The 18,093-nt window shown below is 68.2% G+C and carries 20 protein-coding genes; 7 read left to right on the forward strand and 13 right to left on the reverse strand.

Features of this window, described 5'->3' with window-relative positions; genetic code table 11:
* From AC50X9_RS04645 to AC50X9_RS04685, 9 genes are all read right to left on the reverse strand, one after another.
* Window positions 1-229: thiolase family protein (locus AC50X9_RS04645; protein ID WP_494890756.1), on the reverse strand; the 229-nt coding region annotated here is incomplete at its 3' end.
* Entirely contained in the window at window positions 226-726 is a 501-nt protein-coding gene (pcaC, locus tag AC50X9_RS04650; RefSeq protein WP_494890758.1) for a 4-carboxymuconolactone decarboxylase, read from the reverse strand. The genes AC50X9_RS04645 and pcaC, both read right to left, overlap by 4 nt.
* Entirely contained in the window at window positions 723-1,541 is an 819-nt protein-coding gene (locus AC50X9_RS04655; protein WP_494890760.1) for an alpha/beta fold hydrolase, read from the reverse strand. Before AC50X9_RS04655 ends, pcaC begins: the two co-directional genes overlap by 4 nt.
* Window positions 1,534-3,051, reverse strand: a complete 1,518-nt coding sequence (locus AC50X9_RS04660; protein WP_494890766.1) for a lyase family protein — start codon at window positions 3,049-3,051, stop codon at window positions 1,534-1,536. The genes AC50X9_RS04655 and AC50X9_RS04660 overlap by 8 nt, the downstream gene beginning before the upstream one ends.
* Entirely contained in the window at window positions 3,048-3,614 is a 567-nt protein-coding gene (gene pcaG, locus AC50X9_RS04665) for a protocatechuate 3,4-dioxygenase subunit alpha (RefSeq protein ID WP_494890769.1), read from the reverse strand. Before pcaG ends, AC50X9_RS04660 begins: the two co-directional genes overlap by 4 nt.
* 7 nt (window positions 3,615-3,621) lie before the next feature.
* The gene (gene pcaH, locus AC50X9_RS04670; protein WP_494890771.1) at window positions 3,622-4,518 is read right to left on the reverse strand and encodes a protocatechuate 3,4-dioxygenase subunit beta; all 897 of its coding nucleotides are present in this window, start codon (window positions 4,516-4,518) and stop codon (window positions 3,622-3,624) included.
* Window positions 4,519-4,557: 39 nt separating this feature from the next.
* The gene (locus AC50X9_RS04675; RefSeq protein WP_494890773.1) at window positions 4,558-6,537 is read right to left on the reverse strand and encodes a bifunctional sugar phosphate isomerase/epimerase/4-hydroxyphenylpyruvate dioxygenase family protein; all 1,980 of its coding nucleotides are present in this window, start codon (window positions 6,535-6,537) and stop codon (window positions 4,558-4,560) included.
* Window positions 6,537-7,418 carry a shikimate dehydrogenase gene (locus AC50X9_RS04680; RefSeq protein WP_494890775.1) on the reverse strand — a complete coding sequence of 294 codons (882 nt, stop codon included), beginning with the start codon at window positions 7,416-7,418 and terminating at the stop codon, window positions 6,537-6,539. Before AC50X9_RS04680 ends, AC50X9_RS04675 begins: the two co-directional genes overlap by 1 nt.
* A 163-nt stretch (window positions 7,419-7,581) precedes the next feature.
* A complete protein-coding gene (locus tag AC50X9_RS04685) occupies window positions 7,582-8,457 on the reverse strand; it encodes an IclR family transcriptional regulator (RefSeq protein WP_494890777.1) in 876 nt (291 codons plus the stop codon).
* Window positions 8,458-8,684: 227 nt separating this feature from the next.
* Here AC50X9_RS04685 and AC50X9_RS04690 point away from each other — a divergent pair, with 227 nt between their 5' ends.
* Window positions 8,685-10,001 carry an MFS transporter gene (locus AC50X9_RS04690; RefSeq protein ID WP_494890779.1) on the forward strand — a complete coding sequence of 439 codons (1,317 nt, stop codon included), beginning with the start codon at window positions 8,685-8,687 and terminating at the stop codon, window positions 9,999-10,001.
* Window positions 10,002-10,186: 185 nt separating this feature from the next.
* On the opposite strand, the gene AC50X9_RS04695 is transcribed toward AC50X9_RS04690, so the two are convergent.
* Window positions 10,187-11,263 (reverse strand): ATP-dependent DNA ligase, encoded by a 1,077-nt coding sequence (locus tag AC50X9_RS04695; protein WP_494890781.1) that lies wholly within the window; start codon window positions 11,261-11,263, stop codon window positions 10,187-10,189.
* A 105-nt stretch (window positions 11,264-11,368) separates the two neighbouring features.
* Between AC50X9_RS04695 and AC50X9_RS04700 the strand changes: the two genes are divergently transcribed.
* The 3 genes from AC50X9_RS04700 (at window position 11,369) to AC50X9_RS04710 (ending at window position 14,447) form a co-directional block, all read left to right on the forward strand.
* Window positions 11,369-12,364 carry a TIGR03885 family FMN-dependent LLM class oxidoreductase gene (locus tag AC50X9_RS04700; RefSeq protein WP_494890783.1) on the forward strand — a complete coding sequence of 332 codons (996 nt, stop codon included), beginning with the start codon at window positions 11,369-11,371 and terminating at the stop codon, window positions 12,362-12,364.
* Entirely contained in the window at window positions 12,361-14,055 is a 1,695-nt protein-coding gene (locus tag AC50X9_RS04705; protein WP_494890785.1) for an alpha-amylase family protein, read from the forward strand. The genes AC50X9_RS04700 and AC50X9_RS04705 overlap by 4 nt, the downstream gene beginning before the upstream one ends.
* Before the next feature lie 155 nt (window positions 14,056-14,210).
* Complete coding sequence (locus tag AC50X9_RS04710; protein ID WP_494890787.1) at window positions 14,211-14,447, forward strand: hypothetical protein; 237 nt, start codon at window positions 14,211-14,213, stop codon at window positions 14,445-14,447.
* Window positions 14,448-14,605: 158 nt separating this feature from the next.
* On the opposite strand, the gene AC50X9_RS04715 is transcribed toward AC50X9_RS04710, so the two are convergent.
* The 3 genes from AC50X9_RS04715 to AC50X9_RS04725 all read right to left on the reverse strand — a co-directional run bounded on the left by AC50X9_RS04715 (window position 14,606) and on the right by AC50X9_RS04725 (window position 16,252).
* A complete protein-coding gene (locus AC50X9_RS04715; protein ID WP_494890789.1) occupies window positions 14,606-14,893 on the reverse strand; it encodes a MoaD/ThiS family protein in 288 nt (95 codons plus the stop codon).
* Complete coding sequence (locus AC50X9_RS04720; RefSeq protein WP_494890791.1) at window positions 14,886-15,983, reverse strand: WD40/YVTN/BNR-like repeat-containing protein; 1,098 nt, start codon at window positions 15,981-15,983, stop codon at window positions 14,886-14,888. The genes AC50X9_RS04715 and AC50X9_RS04720 overlap by 8 nt, the downstream gene beginning before the upstream one ends.
* Before the next feature lie 68 nt (window positions 15,984-16,051).
* The gene (locus tag AC50X9_RS04725; protein ID WP_494890795.1) at window positions 16,052-16,252 is read right to left on the reverse strand and encodes a hypothetical protein; all 201 of its coding nucleotides are present in this window, start codon (window positions 16,250-16,252) and stop codon (window positions 16,052-16,054) included.
* Between the two features lie 154 nt (window positions 16,253-16,406).
* Between AC50X9_RS04725 and AC50X9_RS04730 the strand changes: the two genes are divergently transcribed.
* The 3 genes from AC50X9_RS04730 (at window position 16,407) to AC50X9_RS04740 (ending at window position 18,073) form a co-directional block, all read left to right on the forward strand.
* Window positions 16,407-16,919: a universal stress protein gene (locus tag AC50X9_RS04730; RefSeq protein ID WP_494890800.1), complete on the forward strand. Its 513-nt coding sequence runs from the start codon at window positions 16,407-16,409 to the stop codon at window positions 16,917-16,919.
* A 29-nt stretch (window positions 16,920-16,948) separates the two neighbouring features.
* Window positions 16,949-17,500, forward strand: coding sequence for a DinB family protein (locus AC50X9_RS04735; protein ID WP_494890802.1), 552 nt, complete (start codon window positions 16,949-16,951; stop codon window positions 17,498-17,500).
* Window positions 17,501-17,725: 225 nt separating this feature from the next.
* Window positions 17,726-18,073 carry a metal-sensitive transcriptional regulator gene (locus tag AC50X9_RS04740; protein WP_494890804.1) on the forward strand — a complete coding sequence of 116 codons (348 nt, stop codon included), beginning with the start codon at window positions 17,726-17,728 and terminating at the stop codon, window positions 18,071-18,073.
* The last annotated feature ends 20 nt before the right edge of the window (window positions 18,074-18,093 follow it).

Genomic DNA, 18,093 nt, shown 5'->3' on the forward strand with positions numbered 1-18,093 from the left:
GACCGGCCAGCAGCGTGCCCATCCGGGCGATGTTGCGGTTCTCCTCACCGGCGCCGTTGGCGTTGCCGAACACCACCTCATCGATCCGCTCCACATCGAGCTTCGGGGCACGCTTCACGGCTTCACCGATCACGTGCGCGGCCAGATCATCCGGCCGGACGCCCGCGAGCCCCCCGCCGAACTTCCCGAACGGAGTCCTCACCGCGTCATAAAGGTAGGCCTGGTTCACAGCGTGTTGTCCATTTCCGTGCTGTCCGTTTCTGTGTTGTTTGCTGCCGCCTTGTCCGCTGCAGTGTCGTCCTTTGCAGTGTTGTCCATGGATTGGAACACCTGCTGGGCGGTCTTGAAGGCGGTGTTCGCGGAGGGGACACCGCAGTAGATGGCGGTCTGCAGCAGGATTTCCTTGATCTCGTCCCGGCTCAGGCCGTTGGTAAGGGCAGCGCGGATGTGCATGGCCAGTTCCTCCCAGTGCCCGTGCGCGACCATCGCGGTGATCGTGACGGCGGAGCGCATCTGCCGGGTCAGGCCCGGACGGGTCCAGATCCCGCCCCACGCGATCCGCGTGATCATGTCCTGGAAGTCCTCGGTGAAGGAGTCCTTGTTGGCGTTGGCGCGGTCCACGTGCCCGGCGCCCAGCACTTCGCGGCGGACCGCCATGCCGCCATCGTAGATCTCCCGGCTGGTGGCGTCCGGCTGGACTGCTCCGTGCCGCTCCGGGCCGGTCACTCGCCGGCTCCGCGGGATTCGGCCCAGGTGATCAGGGTCCGCAGCAGCTCGGCCACGTGCCCCGGAGCCTCGAACGGCGCCAGGTGGGCCACGCCCTCGAGGGCCACGGCATTCGCGGTGCCCCCGCCCGCCGTGATTCCCTCGGCGATCGCCTCGGCGAACGGCGGCGGGGCGACCGTGTCCTCCCCGCCTGCGATGGCCTGGGTGGGGACCCGGATGCTGCCGAGTTCGTCCCGGACGTCATAGGCTGCGAGGGCCTCGCAGCAGAAGGCGTAGCTGAACCGGTCAGCGTCGCGCAGGCTGTGCAGCAGCCGGCCGCTGAGTTCCGGCTGGCGTTCCATGAACCCGGGACCAAACCAGCGCTGCGCTGAGCCCTGGATCATCACCGGCGTGCCCTGGCTGCGGACGGTTTCCGCACGTTCCAGCCAGCCCTCGGGCGTGCCGAGCTTCGCCCCGGTGCACTGCACGGACAGGCTCTTGAGCCGTTCGCCGTGTTTGATGCCCAGCTGCAGCCCGGTGGCGCCTCCCAGCGATACCCCGGCGTAGTGGAAGTGCGCTCCGGGGGCGATCGAATCGACCAGTTCGACGACGGCGTCGGCCAGTTCGGCGACGGTGAAGGGTTCCGTCGCGGCCGGTGAGATCCCGTGGCCGGGCAGGTCCCAGGCGACGACGTCGATGGTGTCGCCGAGCAGGGCGCCGGTCTGGCTCCACAGCAGCGTGGAGGTGCCCAGGGACGGACCCACCACGAGGAGGGGCTTGTCCCCGAGCGGGCGCTGGGGTGAAAGCAGTACTGCCTTGACTGTTGGTCTAGCCACGGGAGGCTCCGTTCAGGTCGGTAATCGGTGATGGGGCGTTGGTGCCACGGGCGGCGAACTCCGGGTATGCCGCGAGGATGCGGCGGGAGATTTCGGCGGCCTGGCCGAGGTAGTTGCCCGGGTCGAGCAGCTCCTCCAGCCGGGCGTCCGGGAGCAGTTCCGGCGGGACCGCGGCGCGGAGCAACCGCCGGTAGGTGGCGGCCTGTTCGGCGGCAGGGGCCTGGAGCGTCCGGTCGACGACGGATTGCAGCAGCTGCTTGCCGTCGGCCCTCTCCTTACCCGCGGGGATGCCCGCGAGGAGCGGTGCGACGGCCGCCGTGACGGCCTCGCTGAGCAGCAGCGGTCCGGAGAGGTCCAGGTTGCGGCGCATGGCCCCGGGGAAGACCTGCAGGCCCTCGGCGAGTTCGCGCAGCTGCATGGCGGCGCCGAGGCCCAGCCGGAGGAGCTGGCGGAGCGCCGGCCATTCGCTGTGCCAGGCCCCGTCGGGGCGTTCGTCGTTGAAGTTTGCCGCGGCCAGGTGCAGCTGCGCGGCCAGCCCGGGTGCCTGCAGGGCGGCGCTGCGGACCAGCACGGACAGCACCGGGTTCTGTTTCTGCGGCATGGCCGAGGACCCGCCCCGGCCGGCGGCGCGTGGTTCGGCCAGTTCGGCGACCTCGGGGCGGCTGAGGAACAGCACGTCGGAGGCGATCTTGCCGGCGGCGTCGGTCACGGCGGCCAGGGCGTCGCCGAGGGACGTCACGGCCAGCCGGTTCGTGTGCCACGGCGCCGGAACGGCAGCGAGGCCGAGTTCTGCGGCCAGCCGGTCGGCGAGATCAAACGGTGACAACCCGGAACCGGTGGTCAGGGCCGTGCCGGCTGCAAGGGTCGTGGCGGTCAGCACGGTGCCGGCCGCGAGGGTGCCGGCGGCTCCCCCGGTCTGCACGGGGAAATCGAGGGCCTCCAGCCGGCGCGCGGCGGCGGCGAGCCCATGGAACCACTGGGCCGCTTTGAGCCCGAAGCTGAACGGCAGGGAATGCTGAGTGAGGCTGCGGCCCACACACAGCGTCCCCGTATGCCGTTCGGCAAGGGCGGCGAGGGCCGCGGTGGTGGCCCGGAGCTCGGTGAGCAGCCCGCGGACGGCGTCCCGGGCCAGCAGGATCAGCGCGGAATCGAGCACATCCTGGCTGGTCAGGGAGGTGTGCACGGCTTTTCCGGCACCGATCCCCGCGGTGTCCAGGGCTTTGACCTGACCGCGGAGGTCGGCGAGCAGGGGTATCACCGGGTTGGCGCCGCCCTGGGCGCGCACGGCAAGGTCCGCGAGGTCATAACGGTCCACCTCGGCGGCCGCGGCGACCACCGCGGCCGACCCGGCCGGCGCCAAGGACGCGTCCTCCAAAACCGTGGCCCAGGCGGCCTCGACCCGAAGGATGGCGGCAAGGACCGCCCGGTCCCCGGTCAGCGCCGCCACACGGGGCGACGCCGACACGGGACTCAGGAGGCCGACGTCGCCCTCGGCGCCGAGGAAGGTCACTTCGAGGAGCCCTCGAAGTCGAGGAACACGGTCTCGCCCTCGCCCTGAAGCCGGACGTCCCAGGTCAGACCGCCATCGGCGTCCCGCCGGGCGATCAGCGTCTTGCGGCGTTCCGGATCCAGCGAGGACAGCAGCGGATCCGCGGCCAGGGCGTCCGCGTTCTCCGGAAGGTAGATCCGGGTGAAGAGCCGGTTCATCAGGCCGCGGGCAAAGATCGCGACGGAGATGAACGGCGCCGCGCCTTCCTCGGTGGGGCCGGGGTTCACCGTGGTGAAGGTGAAGACACCGGTGTTGCCCACAGCGCTGCGGCCGAACCCGGTGAAGGTGTAGCCGTCGCGCACGAGCGAACCGGTGTGGTGCGGAACCTGGCCCTCGGCGTCGGCCTGCCAGATCTCCAGGATCGCGTCCGGAATCGGGTGGCCGGCGCCGTCGTACACGGTGCCCTGGAGCCGGATGGAACCCGGCGAGCCCGGGGCCAGCAGCTCGCGGTCCTTGGCGTACGGCAGTGCGTAGCCGTAGAACGGTCCCACGGTCTGGCCGGGGGTGGGGGTGAGTTTAGTCATGCTGGCCCTATTCATTCTCGTCTCCTGCTGCGCCTAAGGCCTCGTTCTCGGTCCAGGTCCGCTTCGACCCGGTCAGGACGATGTCCCAGTTGTACGCGAGGGCCCATTCCGGCTTGGTCTGCTCATGGTTGTACGCGGCGACGAGCCGGTCGCGGGCGTCCTGGTCCACGATCGACTGGTAGATCGGGTCCAGCGGGAAGAGCTGGTCACCGGGGAAGTACATCTGGGTGACGATCCGCTGGGTGAATTCCTGGCCGAACAGGGAAAAGTGGATGTGCGCCGGGCGCCAGGCGTTCAGGTGGTTCTTCCACGGGTAGGCGCCGGGCTTGATGGTGGTGAAGCTGTAGGAGCCGTCGGCGCCGGTGATGCAGCGGCCGACGCCGGTGAAGTGGGGGTCCAGCGGTGCCGGGTGCTGGTCGCGCTTGTGGATGTAGCGGCCGGCGGAGTTGGCCTGCCAGATCTCCACGAGCTGGCCGGCGACGGGGCGGCCGTCGCCGTCGAGCACGCGGCCGGAGACGATGATGCGTTCGCCCAGCGGTTCACCGTTGTGCTGGATGGTGAGGTCCGCTTCCAGCGCGTGCACGTCCATGTGCCCGAACGCGGGAGAGTACAGCTCGATGGTTTCCGGGTCCGCGTGGTGCAGGTCCTTGGTGGGGTGGCGCAGGACGCTGCTGCGGTACGGGGCGTAGTCCAGCCGTGGCTGGATCTCCGCCGGGGCACCGTCTTGCAGGGCCCGTGCGTAGGCGTCGCCGAGCGCTTTCATCTCGGCGCTGAGGTCCGCCTGCGATTCAGCGGCGGCGTCCAGCGGCGCATACGTCTTCGGTGCGGCCTCCGTGGCTTCGTCGGACACGTCCTCGGTGAGCGGATCCGCGTTGTAGATTTCAAGGTTGATTTCTTCAGGCACAGCAGCCTCCTTTCGTTGGGTGTTGGTGTTGTCGGTGGGTCAGGGGGTCGGGTTCAGCTGGTGCAGGTGGTCGTATTGGACGGCGTGCCGCACCGGGGCGTTGGGCGCCCCGTAGCCGTCGTAGGAACCGCGGCGCTCGACAATTTCGAAGAACACGCTGCCGACGGTGGCGGTGTAGAAGTGCAGGAACTCGCCGTCCGCGTCCCGGTCGTAAAGCAGGTTAAGCTCACGGAGCGTGGCCAGGAAGAACGCCTCAAGTCCGAACCGCGCGTCGAGGTCCTCGTAGTAGTTCTCCGGGATCTGGAGGAAATCAAGGCCACGCGCCTTCGCCGCCCGGGCCGTAGCCACGAGGTCATCCACCGCGAAGGCGATGTGCTCCTGGTAGGTCCGGCGCTGGCCGGTGCCAGCCGTACCTTCCGTGCCGGAGGCGGCGCCTTCACGTTGGATCAACGGGGCCAGGTTCAGCACCAGGCGGACGCCGCGGTCGCGGGTGAGCATGACCTGGGAGCGGACCAGGCCGGTGGGGCTGGCCACTTCCGCATACGGCTGCGGTTCCAGGGCCAGGGCGCTGGTATAGAAGAGCACGGCCTCGTCGAAGTGCTGCCAGGGCTGGGCGAGGTTGACGTGGTCGATCACGGCGCCCGGCTCCCCGCTCCGGCGGTCGGCGGGGGCTTCCAGTCCCTCGCCGAATTCGCGGGTCCATGCGGCGGTGCCGTCCGGGCTGCCCTGGCACAGGAAGATTTCGGTGGAATCCGGGGCGGCGAAGCCCTGGAAAATCTCCTCGTCGGCCTGGCTCTTGCGGGGCACGGCCGGGGCCTTGAGCTGCTGGGCCCGCGCCGCGGCAATCACGGGGGACTCGACGTCGAAGCCCAGCGCAGAAATTGCCGGCGCCGCGGCGGCACCGGCGTCGCGGGATTCCTGGGAGGAGTCCTCGTTGATGATCAAGCGGGCGTGGCCCATGCTCCACAATTGCACGTTCTTGGTCCGGTGGCGGCCGTTGAAAGCGAATCCGAGCTGGCCCAGCAGGGTTTCCAGCCCGCCAGTGTCCGCGGCCCTGACCTCGGCGAAGTTGAAGCCTGCCGGTTCGGCCACCTGCGGGAGTGTGGCCAGTTCCATCGGGTACCGGCGGCGGCGCGGCGCGGCGCTGCCGGCGCCGCGGGTACCGACGCCGTTGTCGCCGTTTCGACCCGACGGCTGCGCGTCCAGCCACTTCGCGCACTGCTCCTCGAGCCAGATCAGCGACCGCATCGCGTCCACGGCGGTGCGTTCGACGTCGGACTGGCGGAAGACGTCGTTGAAGACCTCCAGGGAAACCGGGCCGGTGTACCCGGCCCGGACCACGTGGCCCAGGAACTTGGCCAGTTCGAACTGGCCTTCGCCCGGGAAGACCCGGTAGTGCCGGCTCCAGGACAGCACGTCCATGGACAATTTGGGCGCATCGGCGACCTGGACGAAGAAAATCTTCTCGGGGTTGAACGCCTCGATCGGGGCGGTGTCCCAGTCGCGGGAGAGGATGTGGAACGAGTCGAGGCAGGTTCCCAGGCTGGGGTGGTCCACCGCTTCGACGAGGCGGTGGGCGTGCTCGTAGTCGTTGACGTATTTTCCCCAGGCCAGTGCCTCGTAGGCCACCTTGACGCCGTGGTCCTGGGCCAGGGCAGCCAGCGCGGCGAGTTGTTCCGCGCGGAGTCCGTCGTCATCAATGCTGGCAGTGGCGACGTTGGAGCAGAGCAGCATGGTGTCCGTGCCGAGACGCGACATCAGCCGGAACTTCGCTTCGGCCCGGCGCAGGTTGGCGGCCAGCAGTTCCTCGGGCACGCTGTCGAAGTCGCGGAACGGCTGGTAGAGATCCAGCGTCAGGCCCAGGTCTGCGGCCATCTTGCGGACGTCCTCAGGGCTGAGCGGGGAGGTGACAAGGTCCTGTTCGAAGATTTCGATTCCGTCGAAGCCCGCGATGGCGCAGGCCTGCATTTTTTCCCTCAGGGTGCCGGAGAGGCAGACGGTGGCGATTCCGGTGCGCATCAGGCGGCCACCTCCTCCGCGGCGACGAGCTCCAGGAAGTGGCTGCGCATCCGGTCGGCGTCAGCCTCGAGCCCGGTGAAAATCCGGAAGGCATCGGCTGCCTGGCCGACCGCCATCCGGCCGCCGTCGAGCACGTCGCAGCCTTTGGCCCGGGCCTGGCGGACCAGATCGGTCTCTATCGGCCGGTACACAATGTCCGCGACCCAGTGGCGGGGGTCCACGAGGGACATGTCCAGCGGCACCCCGGGGTGGGCGGCCATACCCACCGGGGTGCAGTGCACCAGGCCGTCGGCGTGCGGCATCAGGTGCGGCAGCTCCGCCGTCGTCCGCGCGGAGACCAGCTGGTCCGGGAAGAAGCCGGCAAGTTCGGCGGCGCGTGCCGCGCAGCGGGCAGGATCCGTGTCCACCAGGTCCAGTTCCCGGACGCCGGCGGTAAGCAGGGCGTAGGCGACGGCGGACCCGGCACCCCCGGCCCCCAGCTGCACCACGCGGTTCAGTTTGGCTCCCGGCAGGCCCATGGCGAGGGCAGCAGCGAACCCGGAGAAGTCGGTGTTATGGCCGATGAAGCGGCCGTCCCGGATGGTCACTGTGTTCACTGCGCCGAGGCGGCGGGCGTCCTCAGAAACCTCATCCAGGTGGTCCAGGACCAACTGCTTGCAGGGGTGGGTGATGTTCAAACCGTTGAAGCCCAGGCGGTAAGCCCCGGTCAGGAGCTCGCCGACGCTTTGGCCGGAGAGTCCCAGTTCGGCGAGGTCGATGGGGCGGTAGAGGTACCGGAGGCCCTGCACATCGCCTTCGCGTTCGTGCATGGGGGGCGTCAGGGATGGCATCACACCATCGCCTATCAGCCCCACCAGAAAGGACTCAGCTCGATTGCTCATCCGTATAGCTCCTTTGACAACGGCACTCGGCGGGCGGGGTCGCGCTGGGCGAGGGCCGCGGGCCGGGTGATGGGGATTACATTACCGTACTTGTTCATATGATGCACGCTTGTTCTACTAGCGAACATCGGGTGCCGGCCGGGCGTAGGGCCGGCGGCCGGACTCACCCCTGGGGCAGCCGGGCCGACAGTTCCGCCGCCGCCGACTGCAGCAGCGGGACGAGTGCCACGAGGGCCTCCACGCTCATCCTGAAAACCGGGACGGCCGTGGCCAGCGAGGCGAAGGCGTGTCCCTGGGAGTTGAAGACCGGAACGGCGACGGCCCGCATGCCGAGCTCGTTTTCCTGGTCCATCTCGGCATAGCCGCGCTTGCGGACGAGTTCGATCTCGGCCCGGAAGGCATCCCGGTCCGTGATGGAAAATTCGGTCAGCGGCTCCAGCTCGAGCTCCTCCACTAACTGGCGTCGGGTGGCGTCATCGGCAAAGGCCACGAGCGCCTTGCCCACCGACGTGGTGTGCAGGGCGCCCAGATGGCCCGGATCGCTCGTGACGCGGAACGTCTGGGGTCCGTCGACCTTGTTGACGGTGAGGTGGTGGCGTCCGTCGCGCACGGACAGGATGGTGGCTTCGCCCGTTTCTTCGGTGACTCGCCGGAGGATGGGCAGGGCGGTGCCGGCAAATCCGTGGTGGTTGGACACGCGCTGGCCGAGCTGGAAGATGCGCAGGCCCAGGTGGTAGCGGCGCCCGTCCGCTTCATAGTCCACGAAGCCGTCGCGGGTCAGGGAACCCAGCAGGCGGTAGGTGGTGCTGAACGGCAGCTCCGCCCGGCGCGACAGTTCCGCGGCACTGGCGCCGCGCGGTTCGTCACCGAGCAGGACCAGCAGGCCCAGGGCTTTGCCGACCATGTCGGTCCGGCCGTCCTCCCTGGTGGCTGTGGCGCCCGCCGCCGCGCCTTTGCCGGCGGGGGCTGGAGGGGTGGAGGCCGGCTCCGGGGACGGTGCAGCGGCCTCGGGCACTTCTGTGTCTTGGTTCACACTCATAGCTCAATGCTCCCACATCGTGAGAGCTATTGCTAGATCGTGATTATTTTTCTTGACAAGTGATCACCCTCACAGTCATGATTGCTACATCGCACAAGTAGCTCCCACCATGTGGCTACTCGTCCGGGTCTTTCCTCGAACCTTCTGCGGCCGCACACTGAAAAGCCAGCGGCTGCCGAGACCTTCCTGATCCATCCGCGACAATGTCGTCACACAAAAGGAACACCATGCAGACACTCCCGTCTACGACGCCCGGGACCGAAACGCCCGCCGGGACGCCGAAGAAGGCAGCCCTCGCCAGCTTCCTGGGCAGCGCCGTCGAGTACTACGACTTCTTTATCTTCGGATCCGCCGCCGCGCTGATCTTCCCCACGGTCTTCTTCCCGGACGCCGGTGCCAACGCGGCGATCATGTCCTTCGCGACCTTCGGTTTCGCCTACGTGGCCCGGCCCGTCGGCGCCGTCATCCTGGGCCACTTCGGTGACCGGGTGGGCCGCCGCAAAGTCCTCATGTTCACGCTCCTGCTGATGGGCGCCTCCACCTTCGTGATCGGCTGCCTGCCCGACTTCAACACCATCGGCTGGTGGGCCCCGGCCCTGCTGGTGCTGGCACGTCTCTGCCAGGGCCTCTCCGCCGCCGGCGAGCAGGCGGGCGCCTCGTCCATGACCCTGGAGCACGCCCCCGACAACCGCCGTGCCTTCTTCACCTCCTGGACACTGACCGGAACCCAGGGCGGGCAGATCCTCGCCGCCCTCGTCTTCATCCCCGTCCTGGCCCTCCCGGATGAGATCAAGTACGGCATCGGCTGGCGCATCCCGTTTTGGCTCAGCGCCGTCGTGGTCATCGTGGCGTTCTTCATCCGCCGCACCCTGCACGAGCCCCCGGCCTTCGAGGAAGCCCAGAAGACCGCCCAGATCTCCAAGCTCCCCGTCGCGGACCTGCTCAAGGACCACTGGCGCGATGTCCTCCGCGTTGTCGCCTGCGCCTTCATCGCCGCTGTCTCCACCGTCTTCGGCACCCTGGCCATCAGCTACGCCAAGAACGTCGCCGGCGTGGACGGCACCACCACGCTTTGGCTCGTCGTCGGGGCCAACGTCGTCGCCCTCGGCACCCAGCCGCTCTTCGGCAGGCTCGCGGACCGGATCGGCCGCAAGCCGGTCTTCATCTACGGCGCGCTGGCCAGCGCGGTCCTGACGCCGGCGTTCCTGCTCAGCCTCGAATCCGGCAGCGTGCCGCTGATGTTCGTCGCCGCGATCGGATTCTTCTCCTTTGGCTACGCCGCCTCCAACGCCGTCTGGCCTGCCTTCTACGCAGAAATGTTCAGCACGAAGGTCCGCTTCTCCGGCCTGGCCATCGGCACCCAGCTCGGTTTCCTGATGGCAGGCTTCGCCCCGGCGATCGTCGCGGCCATGGGCGGCATCAAGCCCGGCGGATGGGTGCAGATCAGCATCTTCACCGCGGTGATCTGCGTTATTTCGGCCGTCTCCGCCCTGACCGCCAAGGAATCCTTCAAGATTCCCACCAAGGAGCTCGGCCTCAAGTAGTCCGGCCGCAGCGTTCCCGCCCGGTTGATTCGGGCCGCACCACCGGAAGCCCGGCGTGTTCACAGGACACACCGGGCTTTTCCGCGTCCCGGGCAGGGTCCTGGCAAAGCAACTGGGCAGGAACGCCGGGAGCAACGGGGCGCTGGGCGGGAACGCCGGGGCAACCGGGGCCGGGCACGCCGGGGCTACTCCCGGCCGGCCCCCAGCACCGCCGCCAGATCGAACCTGACCGGCTCCTCGAGCTGTTCGTAGGTGCAGGACCGAGGCGCCCGGTCCGGGCGCCAGCGGACAAACTGCGCCGTGTGGCGGAACCGCGCGCCTTCCATGTGGTCATACTTCACTTCCACCACACGCTCCGGCCGGAGTGGGGTGAAGGACAGGTCCTTGCCTCCGCTCCACCGGCTGCCCTCGGCATTGCGCGGCGTCCGGGTCCCGTCCTCCTGCCGGGACCAGGCCCAGGGATGGTCCTCGAAGCTGGTCACGAGCGGCTGGAGTTCCTCGAAGAGATCCTTCCGCCGCTGCAGCGGGAAAGCCCCCACCACGCCCACATTGGCGAGTTCGCCGTCGTCGTCGTAGAGCCCCAGCAGCAGTGAACCGATCCGGTCCGGGCCGGATGTGTGCACCCGGTATCCGGCGAGGACGCAGTCGGCGGTGCGTTCGTGCTTGATCTTGAACATGGCGCGCTTGTCCGGCAGATACCGCCCGTCCAGCGGTTTGGCCACGATCCCGTCCAGCCCGGCCCCCTCGAACTGGTGGAACCACTTCTGGGCGGTTGGTCTGTCCCGCGTCGCGGCGGTGAGGTGGATGGGCGCCGCACTGCCGGCAAGCACGCGCTCCAACTCCGTGCGCCGCTCGGCGAAGGGACGGGCCGTGAGGTCCTCGTCGCCGAGGGCCAGCAGGTCGAATGCCACGAAGCTCGCAGGGGTCTGTTCGGCCAGCAGCCGGACCCGGCTGGCCGCGGGATGGATCCGCTGCTGCAGCGCATCAAAGTCGAGCCGGTCCCCGGAGGCGCCGACCATGACGATCTCGCCGTCCAGCACACAGCGCGGCGGAAGGTTTTCCTTCAGCGCCTCGACGAGTTCAGGGAAGTAGCGGGTCAGCGGTTTGCCGTTGCGGCTGCCGATCTCCACGTCCCCGCCGTCGCGGAAGATGATGGACCGGAAACCGTCCCACTTCGGTTCGAACATCACCGCGCCATCGGGCAGGGCGGGCACGGACTTCGCCAGCATCGGGGCGATCGGGGGCATCAGCGGCAGTCGCATACGCCCCATTCTGGTCCGGCATTCCCCCGACCGCCAGAGCCCGGGCGGAGGAAGCCGGACAGGGCTTTCCTCGACAACCGCCCGGGCCGACGGTAGACATGAACGATGGCTACCCTCGGTTTCCACGCATCCCACGAACAAATCAGCCCCGGCCAGCTCCTCAAGGACGTCCAGCTGGCGGAGCAGGCGGGCTTCGACGCCGCCATGTGCTCGGACCACATCGAGCCCTGGTCCGCCCGGCAGGGCCATTCCGGCTTCGCCTGGTCCTGGCTGGGGGCCGCCCTGGCCACCACCAACCTGCGCCTGGGCGTCGTGACGGCTCCGGGCCAGCGCTACCACCCGGCCATCATCGCGCACGCGTCGGCCACGCTGGCGGACATGTTTCCCGGACGGTTCTGGCTGGCTCCGGGCAGCGGCGAGTACATGAACGAGCACGTCACCGGGGAGCCCTGGCCGGACAAGGCGACGCGGCAGCAGCGTCTCGAGGAAGCCGTACAGATCATCCGCGAACTCCACGACGGCAAGGAAGTGACCCGGGACGGCCTGGTCACCGTCCAGCAGGCCAGGATCTGGGATGTGCCGGAAATCAAGCCGCCGCTGATCGCTCCGGCCATCAGCGTGGAAACAGCCCGCCGCGGGGCCGCCTGGGCGGACGGGCTGGTCACGGTCAACCAGCCGCACGCGAAGCTGAAGGACATGCTCGCCGCCTACCGCGACGCCGGGGGCCGGGGCAAAGCCGTGCTGCAGGTGCACCTCTCCTGGGCGCCGACCGAACAGGAAGCCGTCGCGGTGGCCCTGGACCAGTGGCGCGGCAACGTGTTTGCCCCGCCGGTCCCGTGGGATCTGCCGACGGCGGCCCACTTCGACGGCGTCAGCGCCGACGTCGGCGAGGACCGGGTCCGGAGCGTCGTGAACATCTCCGCGGACACCGGGCAGCACGCCCAGTGGCTCTCCGACTATGTGGACCTCGGCTTCGACGAGCTGTACCTGCACTTCGTCGGCCAGGAGCAGGCGCCGTTCATCCATGCCTTTGCCGAAAACGTGCTCCCGCAGCTTCGCGGATCCGGCAGCCCGCGGCAGGACCGGGAGGTGCTGCTGTGAGAATCGCCGAGACTTCGGACCTCTGGTGGAAGAACTCCGTCATCTACTGCCTGGATCCGGAGACCTTCTTCGACAGCGACGGCGACGGCACCGGCGACTTCGGCGGCCTGATCCAGCGCGTGGACTACCTCGCGGCACTCGGGGTGACGTGCATCTGGCTGATGCCGTTCTACCCCACCCCGGACAGGGACGACGGCTACGACGTCACGGACCTGTACGGCGTGGACCCGCGGCTGGGCAACCTGGGCGACGTCGTGGAGTTCATCCGCACCGCGAAGGACCGCGGGATGCGGGTGATCGCGGACTTCGTCCTCAACCACACGTCGGACCGGCACCCCTGGTTCGTGGAGTCCCGCAAATCGGTGGACAACCCGTTTCGCGACTACTACGTCTGGCGCAAGGACACCCCGCCGGATACCTCGGAGCAGGTGGTGTTCCCCGGCGAGGAGACGTCCATCTGGACCCAGGACAAGGCCACCGGTGAGTGGTACCTTCACATGTTCGCCAAGCACCAGCCGGATCTGAACGTGGCCAACCCGAAGGTGCGGGACGAAATCGCCAAGTCCATGGGGTTCTGGCTGCAGCTGGGACTGGACGGCTTCCGGCTGGACGCGGTCCCGTTCTTCCTGGAGCTCCAGGGCACGTCCGGGGAAGGCGCGGCGCAGATCGATCCGCACGACTACCTCAGCGCGCTCCGCAGCTTCCTCAACCGCCGCAACGGCAGCGGGGTGCTGCTGGGCGAGGTCAACCTGCCCTACAAGGACCAGCTGAAGTATTTCGGCGGCGCGGCGGGCAATGAGCTGAACATGCAGTTCGACTTCCTGTCCATGCAGAATCTGTACCTCTCCCTGGCCCGCGAGGATGCCCGGCCGCTGGCCAAGTCGCTGGGTTCGCGCCCGAGGATCCACCCGGACAACCAGTGGGCCATGTTTGTCCGCAACCACGACGAGCTGACCCTGGACAAACTCAGCGACGCTGAACGCGAGGAGGTCTTTGCCGCGTTCGGACCGGACGAGGATATGCAGATGTATGGCCGCGGCCTGCGCCGCCGGCTGCCCACCATGCTCAACGGCGACCCCGCCCGGATCCGCATGGTCTACTCGCTGATGTTCGCGCTTCCCGGCACCCCGGTGCTCTTCTACGGCGAGGAGATCGGCATGGGCGAGGACCTCTCGGCGAAGGGCCGCTCGGCCGTGCGCTCCCCCATGCAGTGGAACGAGACCGCGAACGGCGGGTTTTCGACCGCCCCCGCGAAGGATCTCGTCGCCCAGGTGGTGGACGGTTACTTCGGGCCGAAGCACGTCAACGCCGCCGCGGCGAAGCGGGATCCGGAATCGTTGTGGAACTTCATGGCCACCCTGATCCAGCGGTACCGGGAAAGCCCCGAACTGGGGTGGGGCGACTTCGAGGTCATCAAACACAGCTCGGCGAAGGTCCTGCTGCACCGCTGCACCTGGGACGGTTCAACCGTCGTCTTGGCGCACAACTTCGGGGCGGAACCTGCCTCGGTGGCCGCAAAGGTGGGCTCTGAGGCGGACCCGGAGACAGGATTCGGCGGCGCCTATCTGCGCGACCTGCTCGACGGCCGGGATATCGAGCTGGCGGACGACGGCGGTTTCGAGCTGGAGCTGGAACGTTACGGCTTCCGCTGGTTCCGGATCCAGCGGCCGGGTGAACGCCACATCCCGTGAGCCAGGCCAGCCCCGGCTTGCCACTCCGGTAACGGCGCCGGCGTCGAACGCTTACCCACGTCTTACCGGGCCGAAACGCGGCCGCAACATTGGCCCCGGACACTGGAAGTGCCGGCAAGAGCAGGCACCATTCTCCAGTTCCGGGAGGCCCCGCCATGTTGAAGGAAGCCAAAACCCATGTAACCCGCATCCGCGCCCTGGATCAGCTGCACCGCGGCGACGAGATCGAAGCGCGCCTGAAGGTCGGGCCGAATTACGACGACGTCGTTGTCCGCCGCGGCCGCGTCCAGGAAACCGCGCCCGGAATCGGCGTCGTCTGGATCATGGACCGGCAGTCCGGCACCCGGAAAGCCATCAACACCGACGAATGCAGCCTCTGGCGGGTCGCCTGACCAGGCGGGCGGCGGGTATGGCACTCCGCACCGTCCCTACCGGAGCGTTCGACCGACGCCGCGGGCGTAGTCAGTAAGGACTGCCCGCGGTTAGGTCCGCAGTGAACCGGATGATGCGGTGCATGCCGCCACTTCATCGCGGCGCCGGTTTGCGGAGCCTAGCCTCCGGCCACGGACTGGATGATTACCACTTCCTGGCCCGGTTCCACCGCGGTATCGAGCCCCTGGAGCCGCCGTATTTCGTCGCCCTCCACGTAGATATTCACGTACCGGCGGAGCACCCCCGTCTCGTCGCGCAGCCGCCGGCCCAGCACCGGGTAGCCCGCGGTCACTTCGTCCAGCAGCCGGCCCACGGTCCGCGGCCCGACAGCGGGGGCCGTGAGCACCGGCCGGCCGCCTGCCAGCGGCTGCAGGACGCTGGGAAGCACCACGCTGATGTCAGTCACGGGCGATGACCGCGGCCCGGACACAGAGCACGTCGGGCAGGTGTGAGACGATCTCGGTGAAGTGTTCGCCCTCGTCGGCGCTGGCGTAGACGCTGCCACCGCGGGTGCCGAAGTACACGCCGGCCGGTTCGGCCGGGTCAACGCAGGCGGCGTCCCGGAGCACGGAGTTGTATTCCGCCTGTGGCAGTCCGTCGTCCAGCCGCTTCCAGCTCGCGCCGGCGTCGTCGGTCCGGTGGACTGCGAGCCTTCCCTCCGGCGGGATCCGTTCGCCGTCGGCCTTGAGCGGGATCACCCAGGCGGTGCCGGCCCGTCGGGGGTGCGTGAGCATCACGAAGCCGAAGTCCGCCGGCAGCCCCTCCGCGATCGACTCCCAGTTCTCGGCGTCGTCGTCACTGCGGTAGACGCCGTGGTGGTTCTGCGCGTAAAGGCGGCCGTCGACGGCCGCATCCGCCGCGATCTTATGCACGCACTGGCCGAACTCCGGGTTGGGGTCGGGCATGAAGTAGGCCGAAATTCCGTTGTTGCGCGGCTCCCAGGAGCTGCCGCCGTCGAGCGAGCGGTAGACCCCGCCGGTACTCATGGCGACGTGAACCTTCTGGCCGGTGTCGTCCAGCACGATTGAGTGAGCCGCTGCGCCGCCGTAACCGGCTCCCCATTCACCCCGGTGGGGGTGGTCCCAGAGGCCGCGGTTGAGTTCAAAGTGTTCGCCGCCGTCGGTGGATTTCCAGACCGAGATCGGCTCGCAGCCAGCCCAAACGACGCCGGGGCGGGACTCGGCGTCGGGGTGGATCTGCCAGACGCGCTCCAGGGCGGCATCCGTGCCCTCAGGGAACCGGATGGCGCCCTCTTCGGGCTCATTCCACGTTTCGCCCAGGTCATCGGAATGGAACACGGTGGGCCCCCAGTGCTCGGAACGGACGCCGACCAGAATCCGGGTCCGGCCGTCGCGGGTGTCGATGCCGATGCTGGGGACCTCGCTCATCAGGAAATGCGGACCCGACAGCGCCCAGTCTTTGCGGTCCCGGCTGGTCGCCAGCCAGAGACCCTTCTTGGTGCCGATTGCCAGGACATAACTCTCTGCGGTAGCCATGGCCCTTATGGAACCACTCATGCCGTTTGGTCGCAATAGAAATTCCCGCGCTGGATGAACCGGCCTTGTCAGTCCACGAATTCGGACTGCGTCTCGATGAAGTCCCAATCCGCGTCGGTAAGCACCCCGGAAACGGCATCCGGGTGGGGGCCGCCGGCTTCGGCAATGCCCTGCAGCACCTGCCGCGGCAACTCAGCGGCGCGCAGGTTTTCCCGCAGCCACTCCTTGCTCGCCAGATCCAGATCCAGCCACCACATGAAGATTTCCACGGCGGTCACCCTTTCCTCAGTTCCTCCACGTTAGGCCCGGCACCGGGGGCATTCAAGGGCCGCTTGGCTCTGGACGCCCACACGCCAGAGTCCAGCGGACAGCACGGGGAGTAAGTCCCTGTTCTTGGCCGCGGAACCGGGGTCACAATTGAGTATGTCCGCCGAGAGCACGAGTGGTCCGCCGCCCCTCGTGGTCGGCGTGCTCCCAGGGCAGGGCTCCGAAGTCCTGCAGACTGCCGCCGTGCTGGCGTCGAAAGTCGCCGCCCCGCTGATCTGCGCCTATGTGGATGAGGCGAGCTATCTGGTGGAGTGGGATCCGGCGCGGTCCGCGCACCGGCTCTCCCTGCACCCCGACACCAACAACGCCGAAATCCGGGCCTTAACCCAGGAATTGCGGACCAGCATCGGCTCGGCCTGTGATGCCTTGGGCGTCCACTGGACCCTGCGGACGCTGGCGGGCGATCCTGCCCGGGCGCTTGGCCGGCTGGCGGCCGAGGTCGGCGCCGCGATGATAATAGTGGGCACACCCGAGCCCGGCTTGGGCCACCGGATTTCCGCTGCCCTCAACGGCTCGGTCGCCGCATGGCTCAGCCACCATCAGGACCATCCGATCCTGATCGTTCCGGTCCGGGCCGCCGTCCACCACCGGACCAAACATGGTCCCTGACCTGCTGCCCGGCCCAGGGCGGTGCAGTTGTGGCGGTTGACCGCGACGCGGTCGTCGCCGAGTATCAGCGTAATGTCACCGAGCTCGAAACGCTCCTGGCCGGCACCTCACCCGACGCCCTCCGGCGCCGCAGTGCGGGCACCCGCTGGAGCAACGAGGAACTGCTGTACCACATGGTGTTCGGCTACATTGTCGTGCTGGCCCTGCTCCCCCTGGTGCGGGTCTTCGGCCGGCTGCCGGTCCCGGTCAACCGCGGTTTCGCCTGGCTTCTGAACGCGGGAACGGCACCGTTCGACGTGGTGAATTACTGGGGCTCAAAAGCCGGCGCCCGCGTCGTCACCCGGCGGCGGATGGCCGCGGCGCTGCTCCGGGTCACGGCGGCGCTGGAACGGCGGCTGCGGCGGGAACCCGAACCCGGTTTAGCCCGCCGGATGCACTTCCCGACCCGCTGGGACCCGTTCTTCAACGAAACCATGACACTCGCCGACGTCTATGCCTACCCCGTGGCGCACTTCGATTTCCATGCCACCCAGCTGTCACTTGGGTCCGCACCCGGCGCCCCGACAGGTCCCGGAAAATAAAGCGAAAGTAGTTATTCGGGGTGCTGGCTTTCTCCACCAACCGCCCAGTAAGCTTAAAACCGTAAGCGGGAGATCGAAGGCCCGCCCAAAGACTGCTCCGGAGTGCGTATCCCCCAATAACGCACTCCGGAGTTCTTTTTTGCCTCCGGACCCTCTGCGCCGGGCGGCAGCGGATACCCCTGCGGGGTACTTGATTTATACCCCTAGGGGGTATAGTTTGGGCTTATGAACGAGCCCGAAAACCCGATCCTGGCGTCCTCGGACGCCGAGCCGGAGCAACAGCACGGCTATTCCTCCAATAAGGACGCTTACCTCCTGCGGCTGAAACGGATCGAAGGCCAGGTGCGCGGCATCGCCCGGATGGTCGATGAGGACAAGTACTGCATCGACATCCTCACCCAGGTCGCGGCGGTCACCAAAGCGTTGCACGCCGTGAGCCTCGGCCTGGTGGAGGAGCACATCGGCCACTGCGTGGTCGGCGCCGCTTCCGAACCAGATGCGAAACTGCGGGGTGAAGCAATCGACTTCAAGGTCAAAGAGGCCACCGACGCCATCGGCCGGCTGCTGCGGTAGCGGCAACACACCCACCCGCC

It is taken from the genome of Pseudarthrobacter sp. HLT1-3, assembly GCF_059383535.1.

Excerpts from the sequence above, each read along its gene's own strand:
- pcaG (WP_494890769.1), bottom strand. The coding sequence starts at position 3,614 with ATGACTAAACTCACCCCCACCCCCGGCCAGACCGTGGGACCGTTCTAC.
- AC50X9_RS04675 (WP_494890773.1), bottom strand. The coding sequence starts at position 6,537 with ATGCGCACCGGAATCGCCACCGTCTGCCTCTCCGGCACCCTGAGGGAA.
- AC50X9_RS04680 (WP_494890775.1), bottom strand. The coding sequence starts at position 7,418 with ATGAGCAATCGAGCTGAGTCCTTTCTGGTGGGGCTGATAGGCGATGGT.
- AC50X9_RS04685 (WP_494890777.1), bottom strand. The coding sequence starts at position 8,457 with ATGAGTGTGAACCAAGACACAGAAGTGCCCGAGGCCGCTGCACCGTCC.
- AC50X9_RS04690 (WP_494890779.1), top strand. The coding sequence starts at position 8,685 with ATGCAGACACTCCCGTCTACGACGCCCGGGACCGAAACGCCCGCCGGG.
- AC50X9_RS04695 (WP_494890781.1), bottom strand. The coding sequence starts at position 11,263 with ATGCGACTGCCGCTGATGCCCCCGATCGCCCCGATGCTGGCGAAGTCC.
- AC50X9_RS04700 (WP_494890783.1), top strand. The coding sequence starts at position 11,369 with ATGGCTACCCTCGGTTTCCACGCATCCCACGAACAAATCAGCCCCGGC.
- AC50X9_RS04710 (WP_494890787.1), top strand. The coding sequence starts at position 14,211 with ATGTTGAAGGAAGCCAAAACCCATGTAACCCGCATCCGCGCCCTGGAT.
- AC50X9_RS04720 (WP_494890791.1), bottom strand. The coding sequence starts at position 15,983 with ATGGCTACCGCAGAGAGTTATGTCCTGGCAATCGGCACCAAGAAGGGT.
- AC50X9_RS04730 (WP_494890800.1), top strand. The coding sequence starts at position 16,407 with ATGTCCGCCGAGAGCACGAGTGGTCCGCCGCCCCTCGTGGTCGGCGTG.
- AC50X9_RS04740 (WP_494890804.1), top strand. The coding sequence starts at position 17,726 with ATGAACGAGCCCGAAAACCCGATCCTGGCGTCCTCGGACGCCGAGCCG.